At 66.4% G+C, this 14,665-nt stretch carries 14 protein-coding genes; 1 reads left to right on the top strand and 13 read right to left on the bottom strand.

The window, feature by feature from the left end; all coding sequences use genetic code 11:
• Nucleotides 1-316: 316 nt before the first annotated feature.
• The 4 genes from FPZ54_RS09350 to FPZ54_RS19835 form a co-directional block, all read right to left on the bottom strand.
• A complete protein-coding gene (locus tag FPZ54_RS09350; protein ID WP_145846629.1) occupies nucleotides 317-2,743 on the bottom strand; it encodes a caspase family protein in 2,427 nt (808 codons plus the stop codon).
• A 19-nt stretch (nucleotides 2,744-2,762) separates the two neighbouring features.
• Nucleotides 2,763-3,452: a hypothetical protein gene (locus FPZ54_RS09355; RefSeq protein WP_145846630.1), complete on the bottom strand. Its 690-nt coding sequence runs from the start codon at nucleotides 3,450-3,452 to the stop codon at nucleotides 2,763-2,765.
• A gap of 105 nt (nucleotides 3,453-3,557) precedes the next feature.
• The gene (locus FPZ54_RS09360; protein ID WP_186456983.1) at nucleotides 3,558-4,634 is read right to left on the bottom strand and encodes a CHAT domain-containing protein; all 1,077 of its coding nucleotides are present in this window, start codon (nucleotides 4,632-4,634) and stop codon (nucleotides 3,558-3,560) included.
• Nucleotides 4,609-4,875: a hypothetical protein gene (locus FPZ54_RS19835; protein ID WP_186456984.1), complete on the bottom strand. Its 267-nt coding sequence runs from the start codon at nucleotides 4,873-4,875 to the stop codon at nucleotides 4,609-4,611. Before FPZ54_RS19835 ends, FPZ54_RS09360 begins: the two co-directional genes overlap by 26 nt.
• 7 nt (nucleotides 4,876-4,882) lie before the next feature.
• Here FPZ54_RS19835 and FPZ54_RS09365 point away from each other — a divergent pair, with 7 nt between their 5' ends.
• Nucleotides 4,883-5,308, top strand: coding sequence for a hypothetical protein (locus tag FPZ54_RS09365; protein WP_145846632.1), 426 nt, complete (start codon nucleotides 4,883-4,885; stop codon nucleotides 5,306-5,308).
• Nucleotides 5,309-5,339: 31 nt separating this feature from the next.
• Here the strand turns inward: FPZ54_RS09365 and FPZ54_RS09370 are convergent, their stop codons facing one another.
• The 9 genes from FPZ54_RS09370 to FPZ54_RS09410 all read right to left on the bottom strand — a co-directional run bounded on the left by FPZ54_RS09370 (nucleotide 5,340) and on the right by FPZ54_RS09410 (nucleotide 14,632).
• Complete coding sequence (locus tag FPZ54_RS09370) at nucleotides 5,340-6,044, bottom strand: hypothetical protein (protein ID WP_145846634.1); 705 nt, start codon at nucleotides 6,042-6,044, stop codon at nucleotides 5,340-5,342.
• A 31-nt stretch (nucleotides 6,045-6,075) separates the two neighbouring features.
• Nucleotides 6,076-6,753, bottom strand: a complete 678-nt coding sequence (locus FPZ54_RS09375) for a hypothetical protein (RefSeq protein WP_145846635.1) — start codon at nucleotides 6,751-6,753, stop codon at nucleotides 6,076-6,078.
• 101 nt (nucleotides 6,754-6,854) lie between these two features.
• Nucleotides 6,855-7,547, bottom strand: a complete 693-nt coding sequence (locus FPZ54_RS09380) for a hypothetical protein (protein WP_145846637.1) — start codon at nucleotides 7,545-7,547, stop codon at nucleotides 6,855-6,857.
• Between the two features lie 283 nt (nucleotides 7,548-7,830).
• A complete protein-coding gene (locus tag FPZ54_RS09385; protein WP_145846639.1) occupies nucleotides 7,831-9,228 on the bottom strand; it encodes a trypsin-like peptidase domain-containing protein in 1,398 nt (465 codons plus the stop codon).
• Nucleotides 9,225-10,634: a sensor histidine kinase gene (locus FPZ54_RS09390; protein ID WP_145846641.1), complete on the bottom strand. Its 1,410-nt coding sequence runs from the start codon at nucleotides 10,632-10,634 to the stop codon at nucleotides 9,225-9,227. The genes FPZ54_RS09385 and FPZ54_RS09390 overlap by 4 nt, the downstream gene beginning before the upstream one ends.
• A gap of 5 nt (nucleotides 10,635-10,639) precedes the next feature.
• Nucleotides 10,640-11,446, bottom strand: a complete 807-nt coding sequence (locus FPZ54_RS09395; RefSeq protein WP_145846642.1) for a response regulator transcription factor — start codon at nucleotides 11,444-11,446, stop codon at nucleotides 10,640-10,642.
• Nucleotides 11,446-12,873, bottom strand: coding sequence for a trypsin-like peptidase domain-containing protein (locus tag FPZ54_RS09400; protein ID WP_186456985.1), 1,428 nt, complete (start codon nucleotides 12,871-12,873; stop codon nucleotides 11,446-11,448). The genes FPZ54_RS09395 and FPZ54_RS09400 overlap by 1 nt, the downstream gene beginning before the upstream one ends.
• Before the next feature lie 86 nt (nucleotides 12,874-12,959).
• Nucleotides 12,960-13,547: a tetratricopeptide repeat protein gene (locus FPZ54_RS09405; RefSeq protein ID WP_145846646.1), complete on the bottom strand. Its 588-nt coding sequence runs from the start codon at nucleotides 13,545-13,547 to the stop codon at nucleotides 12,960-12,962.
• Nucleotides 13,547-14,632 (bottom strand): tetratricopeptide repeat protein, encoded by a 1,086-nt coding sequence (locus tag FPZ54_RS09410; RefSeq protein ID WP_186456986.1) that lies wholly within the window; start codon nucleotides 14,630-14,632, stop codon nucleotides 13,547-13,549. The genes FPZ54_RS09405 and FPZ54_RS09410 overlap by 1 nt, the downstream gene beginning before the upstream one ends.
• Nucleotides 14,633-14,665 lie beyond the last annotated feature (33 nt).

Below are 14,665 nucleotides of genomic sequence, written 5' to 3' on the forward strand. Positions count from 1 at the left end.
GCGCCACTCCCGCGGCGTGACGGGCAGTGCCGCGAACGAGAAATCGGCGCGCGCGTGCGGCAGATCGGCAAGTTCGAACCGCGCCAGCTCCTCCTCAAGCTCGCCGTTGCCGGTGCCAGGAGCGCGCGCCGCATGATCGGCCAGCAGGATCGCGCGCACCTCGACCGGAACTCTTGCCGGTGGCGCCGACCGGTCCTTTGCACAGATCGGCACCGCGACCGACACGCAACATCCCAGCATGAGCAAACGAACCGTCACCACTGACCCCTTCAGCGATCGGACGCAGCCTGCCCGATCGCCGCGATCAGCGCAATCGTCAGCGCTGGGCCGGGGGCAGTTCGGTCCGCCAGCTGAAGCGCAGCGCCGACACCGCCGTCGGCTTCTTGACGGGGCCGCTGCGGGTCGTCGATCCGACCAGCGCGGCATCGATCAGATCCTCGATCGCCGTCCCCGCCGCGCCATTGTTCCGCATTCGCGTTCCCGCCAGCGTCGGCCCGGCAGAGGCGGCGCAGGCTTCGCCGTCCTCCGGCCCGACCACCACCGGACACTGGACCAACCGCGCATAGCTGAGCGGCACGCCATCGCTGACGTCGCTGACCAGCAGGACCAGGTCGTCGCGCAGTTCCGCACCTTGCTGGGCGTCGCTGAGATTATACTGGATCACCCCGCTTTCGCCCGCGCGCAAGCGGGTGGGATTATCGGCCTTGAGGGCGCTCCGCCCATCCTGTCCATCGACCAGCAGGATGCCGCCATCCGGCGAGAAGATCAGCGGGTTCACATAAAGGTCGCTCTTGCCGCTATTGGTCACCTTGATGAACAGCCAGTCGCAGCGCTGGAAGGAAAAGCTTCCCGCTTCGCTGCCATCGCCGCCGACCAGACGCGCATCCTTGGCGACGGCGTAATAGTCGGCGCTGGTATCGGGGCATTCGGCACCCGCGGCGAGCGATTGGGGCCGCGCGACATAGAATTTGACCTTGACGTTCCGGGCCGGGTCCTCGCCCGGACCGCCCGTTTCCATCGCCGGGCTGGCGAGCACGCGCTGGAGGCGGCTGAAGCGGGTCGCCTTGACCAGCGCGCCGCCGATCGTGAAGCGCACGCGGATTGCCGGGTTGCTGCCCCCCGCCGCCATCGCGGCGCCCAGGTCGACATCGCCGAACGATGCGGTCACCCGCCCCGGAGGCTGATCGAGCGAGAGCTTGTCGCCGTTGAAGGCAAGGATCAGATCCGCCTCCTGCCCCGGTTGAACGAAGGTGGCGCCGATATCGGCGGGCTTGATCTCCTTGAGCGCGGCCAGCGCCGCAGCCTGGGCAGGCGTGGGGCTCGCGGGTGCTGCGGGCAGCGCGATGCGATAGTCCAGTTGAACCGGCTGTTGCTCGATCGTCGCGATCAGGCGCACCTCACGCGACAGCGGCCTGCCGTCGATATCGCGGACATCGTTCCACGTCGTCGCCGGGATATCGCCGAAATCCACCGGCACCAGGATCGCCTTGTACGCATCGGCCTTGTCGACGCGGCCATAGAGGATGGTCTTGTCGCCCTCCGGCGAGGTGAGCGCGAGACCGACGATCGTTCCTTCGACCACGCCCTGGAGCTGACCCGCGCTCATTTCCAGCCGCTCGAGCTTCACCGGATCGGTCGATTTGGTTTCGGCGGTGAACACGCGGGCGGGCTTGTACACCGCCCAGCTGCCGCCGCCCGATGCCGCCGCAGCGGTCTTCATCAGGCCGCCCATCACCGGGCGGTCGAGATCGCCGTCGAATTCGGGGCGCGGCGCCTTGTGCCCGTCAATGCCCGCAGTGATGCGGTTGGCGAGATCGCGATAGGAATAGACGCGCGGATTGTTCCAATTGGCCATCGCATAGACGGTGAGCAGCCCGTGCGCGGCCTGTTCCAGCGGATCGGCATAGCGCGGCGCCTGATATTGCTTGGCCTGGAGCGAGGACGGGACGGCGAGCATCCCGACATAAGCGCCCCAGCCCGCCTTGCCCTTCGAGGTTTCGACCGCGAGATCGCGGACGAAATTGCCGTCGCTGACGGTCGCGAACTTGCGGTTGAGCTTCAGCCCCAGCTTTGCCGAGGTGGGCGCGCCATTGTCCTTGCCCGCCGCATCGCGATTCGAATCGCCCGAATGGCAGAAATCGGCGAGATAGGTGACGTTGCCGCCCTTGGCCCGGATCGCGTCGATCACCGCGCCGATCTCATCGTCGGTCACCGCGTTCTGAATCTTCTCCGACCCATTGGCCGGACCGGTGTCATAGGGCAGGAACACTTCGTCCAGCCCGTCCGGCTCGGACCCGGCGACCGCCTCGTTCTGCTGCATCCCATGGCCCGAAAAGCTCAGCAGCACCTCGTCCCCCTTCTGCGTCGTATCGGCGATGCGCTTCATCGCGGCGAGGATGTTGGCGCGCGTGCCGACGCCATCGGGAGTGAGCTTGGTCTGGCGCATCCGCGGATTGCCGCGCGCGGCGAGCAGTTCGGGGGTCGGCGCGTCGAGCAACAGCGTCACATCGTCCGGCTTGGCGCCTTCACGCAGCAGCGTCTCGGCAATCAGCACCGAATCGTTGAACGCGCCGATCATCGGGGAGGCGATGCCCTCCTTATAGTTCACGACACCGATGATGAGCGCGCGGATGCGGCCCTTGGCCTCCGGCGCGGGGGGCTGGGGCGCGGCGACCGGCGCGGGCGGCATCGCCGCCGCCGTCAGCCCGAATGCCGCAAATACCAGTGCCAGCTGCCTGAACATCAAGCCTCCCCCTTCACCCTCAGTTCGAAACCAGGATCGCGCGTGTCCAGACGCGGCCCTTGTTTTTCAACGTGATACGATATTCTTCGGTGCGCCCGGGAGTCCAGCGGCACAGCAGGTCGCGGCGCGCGATGCCACTGGTGACAGCAGGGCGATCGGTACAGGCGACCCGCCCATCGCTGTCGGTCACCGCCAGCTCCAGCGCAGCATCGCCATCGCCGCGCACGCGCACCAGCGCGACGCGGCCGCCTTCCGCCTTTGCGCGCATCGTCAGCGTCCGTTCGGCGGGCAAGTCATGGGTATAGACGATCGCGGAGGGCAGGATGCCCTTGCTCGCCTCCGCCTGCGCCACCTCGATCGCGGCCATCTTGTCAGCGTCGCCTTCGGCCCAGTCGCGCGCCTCGACCAGCAATGCGGCGGGCGCGGTGACCGGCAGTTCATCGCCCGTACGCGCACGGCCCAGCACCAGTGGCGCATTTTCGGCCGGGACCAGGACGAAATCCCCCTCCCCCAGCATCCGCGCGGCGACGATCATCATCGCGACGTCGCGGTCGGCGCGGGCGCGGGCGATTAGGTCGCGAACCAACTCCGCACGCTCGATCGTCGCATCGGACGCGGCGGTCTCCGCGCTCACCCTTTCGGGCGGCACAGCCGCCGCCGCGACGGGCAGCGCGGCGAGGGCGAAAACAAGGGCGTTCAGAAACTTCATCGGGTTATCGGCTGTCCTGCAGGCCAGTGAGAAACTGGTTCCTTTGTGGCTGGCGCGGATTGCCAGCACGACCGACAGGGTCTGACATGCATCAGCGCCGCCATCTCACTTGCCGGGTTCGCCGACCAGCGTGAACGCCGCCCAATATTTGGGGCTGACGAACTGACCGGTGCCTTCGTTGCGCACCGTCTTCATCGCAGCCTGAAGCGCGCGCGCGCGGCCGGCAATGTCGCCTTTCGATATATTGTCGAACGTCTGCTGCATCAGCAGCGAGGTCGCCGCGTCGCTGACCGCCCAATGGCTGACGAGCAGCGAGCGGGCGCCTGCGAAGAAGAAGGAGCGGGCGAGGCCCGACAGGCCCTCGGCGCCCGCCTTGCCGCTCGATGCGGCGGTGTTGCAGGCGGACAGCGCGACGAGGTCCGCCGACATCTTGAGCTCGGCGACTTCCGACGCGGTCAACAGGCCATCGTCCAGTGCCGTGGCGGTCTTGGGCGGGGTAAAGACAAGACCCGGCTCGGCATTGTCACCCACCTCGGTGGCGAGCAGGCCATGGGTGGAGAAGACGACGAAGCGCGCGGTCGGAATGGACTTGCTCGCCTTCACCGCCGTTTCGGTGGCGGCATCACCCAGCACGACCTCGGCGCGCTGGCCAAAGGTTTTGCCCAGACTCTCCAGTTCGGCCTTGGCCTGGGGGAGATAGGCGAGCGCCCGCAGCTTCTCGGTGTCCGCGAGCTTGCCTTTGTACATCTGTCCCGCCAGGTCGGGGGTTACCGAGCGGTCGGTCTTGCCGGGGACGAACTGCCCGAGCAGCGTCGGCGCGCCATAGGCCGCGAGCGCAACCCCACCAGCGCCCGCCTGGGCATAGGCGCGCGACGCCGCCCTGGTATCGCAGCCGGGATGCGCGTCGGCGGGGTTCGCGACGAGCAGGCAGCGCAGCGCGCGCAGCGATGACACCGACGGCAGTTCCGCCAGCGCATATTTGTCGATCAGCCACGGGCTGGTCGCGACCGCAGCGGCATCGGTATCCGCGCCCTGTGGCGGCGCGGTAACGAGCAGCGCCAGCGGGAGCGAGGTGAGCGCGCCGCTGACATTGGTGAGCAGTACCTGCTTGCCCGCCAGCACGTCTTCGACCGGTGCGATCAGTTGCTTGTAGATCTCATGCGCCAGCTTGCGATCGAACACCTTGCCCGCAGCCGCCTGGGGCGCCCCGGCCGGTGCGCGCGGCGGACGGACCGAGCCGCGCGCACCCATCGACCTCCATGCTCGCGCGCAACTGGCTCACCTTCTCGGCAAGCGCGCTGTCCTTCATCGCTTCGGACCGCGACCACGTCGCCTTTTCGCGCGTCACCGCCCAGGTGTAGCTGGCATCGTCCGAGGCGAGGATCACCACCATCGCCTCGTCGGGGTTGAGCAGCTTCTGCACCGCCGCAATGTCGAGCGCCCTGGGACGGGGTCAGGTCGAAATATTGCGGAAAGTCCTTGGCGATCTTCGCCTCGATCGTATCGGCTTCGCCGCGCAGCGCGGCGCGGCGCTGAGTCAGCGCGCGACGCTCTTCCTCCGGCACCTGTGCGCCGCGTTCGATCAGCGCGCTGAACTGGCGATCGACCGCCTCGATCTCGGCGAGTTTCTTGTCGCGCTGCTGCTCGAGCACGGCGAGCGGCCCGCCACCGGCGGCAAAGCGCGCCGTGACGCGATCGACCGCCGCAGCCGCGCCGGAAATCTGGGCATATTGCGCCGCCTCGAACGCTTCGGAGCGGAGCACCTCGGGCGAGGGGACCGGCTCGATCTGAATGTCGGGCGATGTCTGAGCGCTCAGCAGCATCGCCCCGAGCGGAACCGCCAGACATTTGCGTAAGCGAGCAGTCATGTTCCCTCCTGCACCTGATTCAATTACTTACCAGGGCGACACCCGTGCCCTGTTCGCCGTAGTTTACGGTCTGCACAGAGACCGGCCCGGTCCAGATCGGATTGACGCGGCAATAGAGCGTCACATTGCCCGAACGGTCCTGGCACATCAGTCCGCCATTCTCGTCGAGCACCCTGAGCACGACCGGTACGGCACTGTCGCGTCGCGCTCCGACGACGAATGGTTCCCCGCCGCGTCGCGTGACCCGCAGGGTCCAGGTCGTTTTGGCGGGGACGAACCGAGCGGTGCGGATCGAATTGCACGGGCACGCGACACCTCGCGTCTGCTCTGCCTGCGACGCTTCGATCTCGGCGAGCAGATCGGGATCTCCTGCAGCGAGCCGCCCCGCTTCGGCGAACAGGTCGGCGGCGGTCAGCGTATCGACCGCGCCCTCCGTGACCATCTCGCGATCGAGGCGTCCCTTGTCGGTTCCCTTTTTGAGCGGAATCGAATCGATCATTCGCGCCGCCACGATCATCGCGCGCGCATCCTTCGTCGCGCGAGCATAGTCGGCCAGACGATAACCCAGCAGGAGCGTATCGGTAGCGCGGGAATTTTCGGTATCAGGCAGGATTTTCGGCGAAGGATCCGCGGCATCCTGTGCCGGTTCCGGCGGATTGACCTGGGCGGACAGCGCCGCCGCCAGAAGCGGAAGTGCCAGGAACTTTGCGAAACGGGCGCTCATGACTTCTCCTCGTTCCTGTCGATGACCGGCATCAGTTGGCGACCATCGCTACCCGGACGTCGCGCTCGCCATGGTTAGTCACGACGGCGAAGAACGGCCCGCTCCAGATCGGGGTGACACGGCAATAAAGGGTCACATTCTGCGACAGATCCTGGCAGACGAGATTGTCGTTCTCGTCATAGATTTTGAGGTCCATCCCGGTCGCGCTGTCACGCCGGACGCCGACCACCAGCGGCTCACCCCCACGCGCGGCGAAGCGCACACGCCAGTTGGTACCGGCGGGGACGAAGTGCACATTTCGGATCGCGCAATGCAGCTTGCATATCGTGCCCCGACTTTCTTCCGCCCGCGCTCCCTCAACCTCGCGGCGCAGTTCGGCGTCTCCTGCGGCCAGCGTCGCCGCCTCGGTGAACAGCGCCTGCGCCGCGGGGTCGAAATCCGGCGCCGATAACCGTTCGCCGGAATCGACAGGGGCAGATGCGAGCATCCGTGCCGCGACGATCATCGCGCGGGCATCGCGCGCGCTGCGGGCATGATCAGCCAGTCGATAGCCCAGCGCCAGCGTCTCGACGGCCTGCGCAGCCGGAGTCGCCTCGCCCATATTGTCGGAAAGATTGACGCGCTTGTCTTGCATCGCGCCAGCGGGAAGTGCGCTCAGCGCGGTTGCGGCGATCGCCAGCACGAGCCTTGCGGGAACAGTGTTCCGCATCGCGACCCTCCCCGGAAACGGCGGCCCGCTCAAGGCAGGCCACGGTCCGAAAGCCGCCGCCCCGGGACGCAGAGGCATCCCGGGGCGAACGACAGATCGGCTTAGTTGGTCACCAGCGCGAGGCCGGTACCCATGCCACCATGGTTGATTGCCTTCATCGAGAAGGGACCGGTCCAGATCGGGTTTACGCGGCAGTACAGCGTCACATTGTGCGACATGTCCTGGCACACCAGATTGCCGTTCTCGTCATAGATCTTCAGGTCGACCGGGGTGGCCGAGTCACGGCGCACGCCGACGACGAGCGGCTCACCGCCACGGGCGGCGAAACGGACCGTCCAGGTGGTGTTGCCCGGGACATACTGAACGGTACGGATCGCACCGCCGACGACACCCTTCGAGGTCTCGGCCTGAGCGGCTTCGACGGCTTCGATGATGTCCGCGTCGCCCGCAGCCAGCGTCTTGGCTTCGGCGAACAGGTCGGCCGAGGTGGTCACCTTGGCTTCGCCAGTCCCCTTGCCGGTGCCTTCGATCTTGCCCTTGTCGGTGCCTTCCTTGACGGTGACAGAATCGACCATCTTGGCCGCGACGATCATCGCGCGCGCATCCTTGGTGGTGCGTGCATAGTCGGCGAGGCGATAGCCAAGCGTCAGCGTATCGACAGCCTTCGAGCTTTCGGTCGCCGGAACTTCCTTGTCGCCAAGGTTCGTACCCTTCTTGTCCTGCGCGATCGACGGCGCGGCCAACATGCTTGCAGCAACCAGCGCCAGCGCCATCTTCTTGTTGAGCTTAACCATTACCTAAGTCTCCTCACTCTCCGGCCTGCTCCCAAGCGGGCCTTAGCTATTTCTGATCCATCGATCAGGCAGGTTTGTGTGTAATGTGGCCCCCGCCGTCGCGACACTAACAGTTTCAGTCCTCGAATCCATCCGATTCTTGAACCCGAAGTCCCTGATTCGTGAGACTTTCGTGAAAAATCCACCCAATTCTGGGTAACTTTGCGCCGCGTCCCGATGTAACGTTGTTACAAGGCTACCCAAGGTGGATATGGGGCGGCGGGGCGATCCCGCCGCCCATGAGTTACCGTTCCAGCCGCAACTGGATCAGGCTATTTCCGCGCGCGACGAACAATATTGCGCCACCGGCGATGTTCTGGAACGCCCGGGCAAGCTCTGCCGCACTCTGCACCTGCTCGCCATTGACGCCGACGATGACGTCCCCGGTCTGAAGTCCCGAACGCGCAGCCTGCGAATTGGGCTGAAGGCTCGCGACCACCGCACCGCGAACCTGCGCGGGCAGCCGATCGCTGGCATTGACATCGCGGAAGGTGGCGCCAAGCGCCGCTAGGCCCTGGCTGCTGCCGCTCGGCGGGCGCTGGACCTGAACCGGCCGCGGGGCTTCGACCCGCACCTGTGCCGTGCCGGTCTGGCCGCCACGGCGATAGCCGAGCGCGATCGTCTTGCCCGGTTCGAGCACGCCCAGGATCGCGGTCAGATTGCCCGGCCCCTCGATCGCCCGGCCATCGGCGGATGTGATGATGTCGCCGGACCGCAGGCCCGCACGCGCCGCCGCGCCATCGGGCGACACTTCGGCGACCAGCGCGCCGCGTGTCGATCCGCCCGCCGCCGCCTCGACGGTTACCGGCCCGACCGTCACGCCGATCCGGCCACGCCGTACGGTGCCGTTGCGGCGCAACTGATCGGCGACGGCCATCGCCATGTTGATCGGCACGGCAAAGGCGATGCCGCTATTGTCACCCGATTTGGACCAGATCGCGGTGTTGATGCCGATCAGCCGTCCCCGGCTGTCGATCAGGGCGCCGCCCGAATTGCCGCTGTTCACCGCAGCGTCGGTCTGAATGAAATCCTGAAGCCCGTCGCCGATTCCGGTGCGGCCCAGGCCCGAAATGACGCCCATGGTCAGCGTCTGGTCGAAACCGAAGGGATATCCGATCGCAAAGGCGAGATCGCCGACCTCGATCGACCCGCTGTCGCCCATCTGGATCGCACGCAGCCCGCTCGCCTTGACGCGCAGCAACGCGATGTCGGTCTGCGGATCGCGGCCGACCACTTCGGCATCGACCACGCGACCGTCATAGAGCTGGATCTTGAACGCGGTCCCCTTCTCGACGACGTGGTTGTTGGACAGGATCTCGCCACGCGCAGCATCGATGATGACGCCCGATCCGCTTCCGATCGGCTGCGGTGCGCCCTGCGCAGGAGGACGCTGCGCCGACGACTGGCCGCGAAACGGGTCGTCCTCCTGCCCGGAGCGCTCGGCCTGTTTCTGGCCCAGCACGATGACCTTGACCACGCTCGGCGCCACGGCCTTGAGGTCGCGCGCGTAGGAATAGACGCCGCGCGCGCTGTCGAACGGCGCGGTCTGTGCCGCTGCGGGCAGCACAGGCATCGACGTGCCTATCATCGCCAGCACCGCCACTCCCGCCAGCAGCCCCGAATGCACCTTGCTCTTCATCATTCCCCTTTCCCCGATCCTGCGATCATGTCTTCGACAAGCGCCGGCAGCGTGATTTCGATACGAAATCCGCCAGCGCGATTATAAGCCTGTACATTGCCGCCTGCGCGGAGCGCGACCGTGCGGACGAATGCCAGACCCAGGCCATGGCTGTCCGCACCGCCGCTCGAATAGCCGGGCTCAAAAATCCGTTCGATCTTGCTTTGCTCGATCCCCGGCCCGTCATTCTCGACCGCGATCCCGACGGTGTCGCCTACGCGCGTCACCGTGCAGCGAATGGTCGATCCCGGGTTGGCGAACTTGACCGCATTGCCCATGATATTCTCGACCATCCGGTCGAACAGGTCGGCCGCGACGCGCACGCGCGCATCCTGTGCCTCCAGCGCGAACTCCAGATCCTTGTCGTCGCCCAGATAGACGAACATGTCGTCGATCAGCTGGCGGATGCGCGCGCCGGGATCGACGCTGTCCGCCTCGGTCCGGCGCGACACTTCCGCATCGATGATGCCGAGCAGCATCCGGCAGCGTTTGTCGACCGTCAGCAATTTCGCATCCGCATCGGCGATCAACGGCTCGCCTGGTATCTTCTCATTCAGCGCGTCGAGATGCTTGCGCGCCACCATCACCGGCCCGCGCAGATCGTGCGCAACATGGCGGTGAAGCCGCCGCAGCCCGCCGATCATGTCCTCCGACCGCGCGAGCAACGCGTTCAGATGCTGGGCGAGCAGGCGAAATTCGGGTTGCGCATCATCGACGGGCGCGCGCTCGGCAAAACCGGTCCGGTCGGCGCGATCGAGCAGCGCGTTGAACGCATCCAGTCGGGTGCGCCACCCGCGCATCAGCGCCCAGGCGAGCAGCCCGGCGAACAGCAGAAACGCCAGGCCCACGCCCGCCGCAAGCAGATAGGCGCGCGTCACCAGCCGCGGATCGGGGCTGAAGATGCGCGCGCTCAGAAAGGCGCGGCCCTCGCCCAGATCCTCGATCGTACCGACGGCGACCGTGTCGGCGCGCTGGCACGCGGTCCCCGCCGGAACCCGGAACTGGACTTCGCCGCTGCCCGAGGGCCAGGCGAGCTGCGGCGTACCGACCAGCCCGCCTTCCCCACCGCGATACAGGAACAGCGCCCGCGCCCGCTCGCCGCTGTCGCAGCGGCCGCCATCGGTCGCCTCCATCGCCCGCGCCGCGATCATCGTCAGTATATCCGCATCGCGCTCCTCCGCCGACATGGCGGGCGGCAGGCTGGCGATCTTGCTGGTCAGCACCGCCGCATCGGCCTGCGCGCGCACCATCGCCAGATCGCGGGCGTTCGCCGACACCATCTGGAGCAGGCCGAGGGTCAGCCCGACCAGCGCCACCGCCGCAAGCGCGCCGATGACGAAGGTCGTACGAAGCGGAAGCCAGCGAAACATCCGGGTCAGCGCCCGCCCTCCAGCCCGGCAAGATTGCGCAGCGCGAACCCCTGAGCCCAGATGTTGGTCACCAGCGGGTGATAATCATCGGGGATGTCGGGACATTGCCGCTTGAGCGACTTGCGCAGCCGCTTGATCGCCTGATCGACGGTGTTGGCGAACTCCTCGGGGAAGTGGCTCCACCCCTTGCCGATCCAGCAGCGGTCCCACAGCATCGACTGGCTGAGCGGATTGCCGCGCTCCTTGTAGAGTTCGACCAAGATGTCCGCCTCGCGGCTGGTCAGTTGCAGCAACCGTCCGTTGCAGCGCGCCTCCTTGGTATCGGGATCGATCTCCAGCGGCGCGCAGGTCCAGCCCTTGGACCGCATCGTCGGCTTGCGGCGGCGCAGTTGCGCGGCGACCCGGGCGACCAGTTCCTCGCTCGTCGCGGGCTTGGGGACATAGTCGTCCGCACCGCGCGCGATCAGGCCGTGGATGCGTTGTTCCTCGCCACCGAGCAGCGAATAGACGAGCGCGGGGACATCGGGATCGGTCTTGAGGCCATTGGGGCGACGGCGCACGCGATCGAGCACTTCCAGCCCTTCGATCCCCGGATTGATCCGGTCGAGCACCAGCACGTCATAGGCGTGCTCGCCCAGTGCGGCGAGCGCCGCGTCACCGGTCTCGAACAGGTCAACGCTCTCGCACCCGGCATCCTCAAGCGCCGTCTTCATCTCGGCGCCGATCTCGTCCTCCAGGATCAGCGCGCGACATCCCGCGAAGGTATCGGCGATATTCTGCGCGGCTTCCGCGTCCAGCTTGAGCGCGCTCATCAGAGCGGCCCCCGCGGGAAGCGGCGCGGGACGCCAGGCCGCCGGGCCTTCGCGGCCTCGGCGCTCAGCGGCAGCGCGACATGCAGCGTCCCCTGTCCGGCGCGTTGGATGCGCAGCACCGACACGTCACGCTTGGAGCCCGTAATCGCCGCCATCGCTGCGGCCGGATCGCGCATCGCGACCCCGTCCACCGCCAGCAGTTCGTCACCTTCATACAAACCGTACATCTGACCGATCGATGCCTCCTCTACCTTGCCGACCAGCACCTTGCCGGTGGGGCCGGTCTTGAATTCGAATCCGAGCACGAAGCCGCCCTGCGCATCGCCGCCCAGATCCATCGACAACGCCGCGACCTTGCCGCGCTCGCCCGCCGTGTCGTCATCCGATTCCAGCGCGACGGCGAGTTCCACCGGCTTGCCGTCGCGGATGACCTGAACCTTGACCCTCTCTCCGGGGCGCGTGTCGATCAGCGCCATCGACAGGTCGCGCACCACCTCCAGCCTGCGCCCCTCGACGCTCAGCAGCAGGTCGCCGATCTTGAGGCCCGCGCGTTCCGCCGCGCCACCCTTCGACACCGCATCGACGATCAGGCCGGACTTGCCCGGGGCGCCCAACGCCTCGGCCATGCCCGCATCGGCGCTGCTCGCGGTGACGCCCAGCCGTCCGCGCACCACCTTGCCGTCGGCAAGCAGCTTGGGGGCGATCCTGGCGGCGAGTTCGGCCGGAATCGCCAGGCCGATGCCGATATCGAAGATGGTTTCCGGCGGTGTCGCCGTGTTGATGCCGATCACTTCCCCCTCCTCGGTGATCAGCGGCCCCCCGCTATTCCCAGGATTCAACGCCGCGTCATGCTGGATGAAGTTCACCGGCCACGCGACGTCGTAAGCACGATCATAACCGCTTATGATCCCAGAAGTAACCGAGAAACGATTGCCCATCGGATTACCCAAAGCGAAGATTTTCGCTCCCAATGGCAGCTTCGAGGACTTGGCGAATTTGAGAACCGGGAGCGGACCTTCGGCCTCGATCTTTACCAATGCCAGATCGGTGCGTCCGTCGCGGCCGATCACCTTGCCCTTGTAGCGTTTGCCATTTGAGAAGGTCACTTCGACCGTATCGAGCTTGGCGACGACATGCGCGTTGGTAAGGATCAGGCCCGAAGCGTCGATGACGAAGCCCGAACCGCCCGCCGCCTCGCTATCGCCATTCTGCTTGCGCGCCGCCTCGTCCTGCGGGCTGATCGCGACCACGGCCTTCATCGCGCGCTCGATCGCGGTTTCGCCGCGCGTGGGTGCGGGGCTTTCGACCGAGGCGGGCATCGCCGCCGCCTGCGCGGTGGACGGGAGAGCGAGGCCGAGACACAAAGCGGCGGCGAGAAACCAGCCAAGCGTGCGGCGGGTGAAAGAACTGTTCTTGTGGGGAGTCATGGACCATCCGGAAACTGACTGACGACACCCCATTCCTGTCATTTGGTTCAGGTGAAGGCGACGGTCAGGTTCAGACAGGGTCGTGGTCAAGCATCGGGCCTGCTCAATCGCCAAGCGGCGCGAACCTGATCGCGGAACACGACCGTGAAGCCGTTCAGTTCCTGCCGCGCTCGTGCGTCAAAGTCCCGGCTGCCGCCCGCGCGCACCAGAACCTGTCGCCCGGCATCACGCAACAGGGTCCGTGCGAGCGGCAGTTCGGCGCGCTGCCGGAGCAGAAATTGTCCGTACAACCAGGCCGTATTGATCCGCTGCGTGTGATCGGGCCGGAACGCGGCACGGGTTTCGGCATCGGCACGCGCAAGCCAGATGCGCGCCGCAGCAGCATCCCCCTTTTCGGCGAGCGCGCCACCCAGATTGCCGGCCGACATCGCCCGCAACTGCAGGCCCTCTGCGCCAAGTTTTCGCATCGCTTCGTAATTGGCCTCGAGCAATGCGATCGCCTGGTCGAACTGTCTGAGCTTGAGAAGCGCCGTAGCCAGATTGTTGCGCAGCAGCCCGGTCCGAGCATGGTCAGGACCGAAACTTGTGATTGCGATTTCGAGCGCCTGGCGCTGCATCGTTGCCGATGACTCGGTCTGGCCGGTTCGCATCAGCGCGGTCGCCAGATTGGTCATTACCGTGACCAGTTCGTCAGGACTGGCGCCCCGCTCGCATTCAGCACGTTCATTGCGCGACCGAACATGTTCGCAGCCTCATCGACTTGGCCGGTCTCCAACAGCACCAGTCCAAGGTTCGAATAGGCGAGCCCGGTGAGATTGCTTGTCTCGCCATAATAGCGCAGCCGGATGGCCAGCGCCTCGCGCAGCGCCGTTTCCGCCTCGCGCATGTCGCCCGCACGGATCAGCGCGACGCCCAATCCGGTCAGACTGTCCGATATATCGGGTCCGCCCTGCGCCCGACGCGCGGCCAGGGTCTGACGCCAGAGCGCGATCGCCTCATCGGTGCGGTTCGATTTTTCGAGGCACAGCGCAAGCGACTGTTGCAAAGCCGTGACTTCGGGCGAAGCAGCGCCCGCCAACGCGTTGAGCCGGGAGATTCCGGTACGCAACGTCGCCTCGGCCTCTCCCAGACGTCCCAGCGCTATCAGCGCATTGGCCGCAGTCAACCGAAAGAAATTGCCGTCGACGGTATCCCCGGCGATCGCAATCGCGCGCTCCGCCAGCACCAGCCCCTCCGCGAAGCGCCCGATCATTACCAGATTGTTGCCGCGACGCGCGACATAGGCGGCGAGCGCGGGGTCGTCGGCAAGCAGCTTTTCAGCCCCCTCCAGCGCGATGCGAAACGGCTCCTCCGCCTCGGCATTCCGGCCCTGCCGTTCCAGCGTAAGCCCGAAAAAGAAATTCGCGACCAGCGACAATTCGCTGTCTGTCCCGAAATCGGCGGCCAGTTCGACCGCGCGGCGTGACACACCGACCGCTTCGATCGATCGCCCGCCTTCGGCCAGCGCCGAGCCGTAATAGGCCATCAGCAGCGTGCACGGCCACAGCTTCTCGTTTTCCGCCGCGATGCCGCCCGCTGCGGCGATGCACGCCTTCGCATCGGGCTCGATCAGCGGAAGCGCTTTGCGCAGGTCGCCAGCCTCGAAAGCTGCGGTGAACCCATCGCTCGGGTTACGCATCTCGACTTGGACCTGAGCCTGTGCCGCCGTGGCTGACAGCGCAAGTACGGCCATCGCGACCGGATAACGGAACAGCTGCATCCGGTTACTCCCCTTTCCCGGCCAAGCTTTCAT

It is taken from the genome of Sphingomonas suaedae (assembly GCF_007833215.1).
In the GTDB taxonomy this organism is placed as follows: Bacteria; Pseudomonadota; Alphaproteobacteria; order Sphingomonadales; family Sphingomonadaceae; genus Sphingomonas; species Sphingomonas suaedae.

Bases quoted from the DNA above. Each gene is read 5' to 3' on its own strand.
- FPZ54_RS09405 (WP_145846646.1), bottom strand. From the start codon at position 13,547: ATGACCAATCTGGCGACCGCGCTGATGCGAACCGGCCAGACCGAGTCA.
- FPZ54_RS09350 (WP_145846629.1), bottom strand. From the start codon at position 2,743: ATGTTCAGGCAGCTGGCACTGGTATTTGCGGCATTCGGGCTGACGGCG.
- FPZ54_RS09370 (WP_145846634.1), bottom strand. From the start codon at position 6,044: ATGAGCGCCCGTTTCGCAAAGTTCCTGGCACTTCCGCTTCTGGCGGCG.
- FPZ54_RS09410 (WP_186456986.1), bottom strand. From the start codon at position 14,632: ATGCAGCTGTTCCGTTATCCGGTCGCGATGGCCGTACTTGCGCTGTCA.
- FPZ54_RS09355 (WP_145846630.1), bottom strand. From the start codon at position 3,452: ATGAAGTTTCTGAACGCCCTTGTTTTCGCCCTCGCCGCGCTGCCCGTC.
- FPZ54_RS09375 (WP_145846635.1), bottom strand. From the start codon at position 6,753: ATGCGGAACACTGTTCCCGCAAGGCTCGTGCTGGCGATCGCCGCAACC.
- FPZ54_RS09365 (WP_145846632.1), top strand. From the start codon at position 4,883: ATGTCGAGCGCCCTGGGACGGGGTCAGGTCGAAATATTGCGGAAAGTC.
- FPZ54_RS09385 (WP_145846639.1), bottom strand. From the start codon at position 9,228: ATGATGAAGAGCAAGGTGCATTCGGGGCTGCTGGCGGGAGTGGCGGTG.
- FPZ54_RS09395 (WP_145846642.1), bottom strand. From the start codon at position 11,446: ATGAGCGCGCTCAAGCTGGACGCGGAAGCCGCGCAGAATATCGCCGAT.
- FPZ54_RS09390 (WP_145846641.1), bottom strand. From the start codon at position 10,634: ATGTTTCGCTGGCTTCCGCTTCGTACGACCTTCGTCATCGGCGCGCTT.
- FPZ54_RS09380 (WP_145846637.1), bottom strand. From the start codon at position 7,547: ATGGTTAAGCTCAACAAGAAGATGGCGCTGGCGCTGGTTGCTGCAAGC.
- FPZ54_RS09400 (WP_186456985.1), bottom strand. From the start codon at position 12,873: ATGACTCCCCACAAGAACAGTTCTTTCACCCGCCGCACGCTTGGCTGG.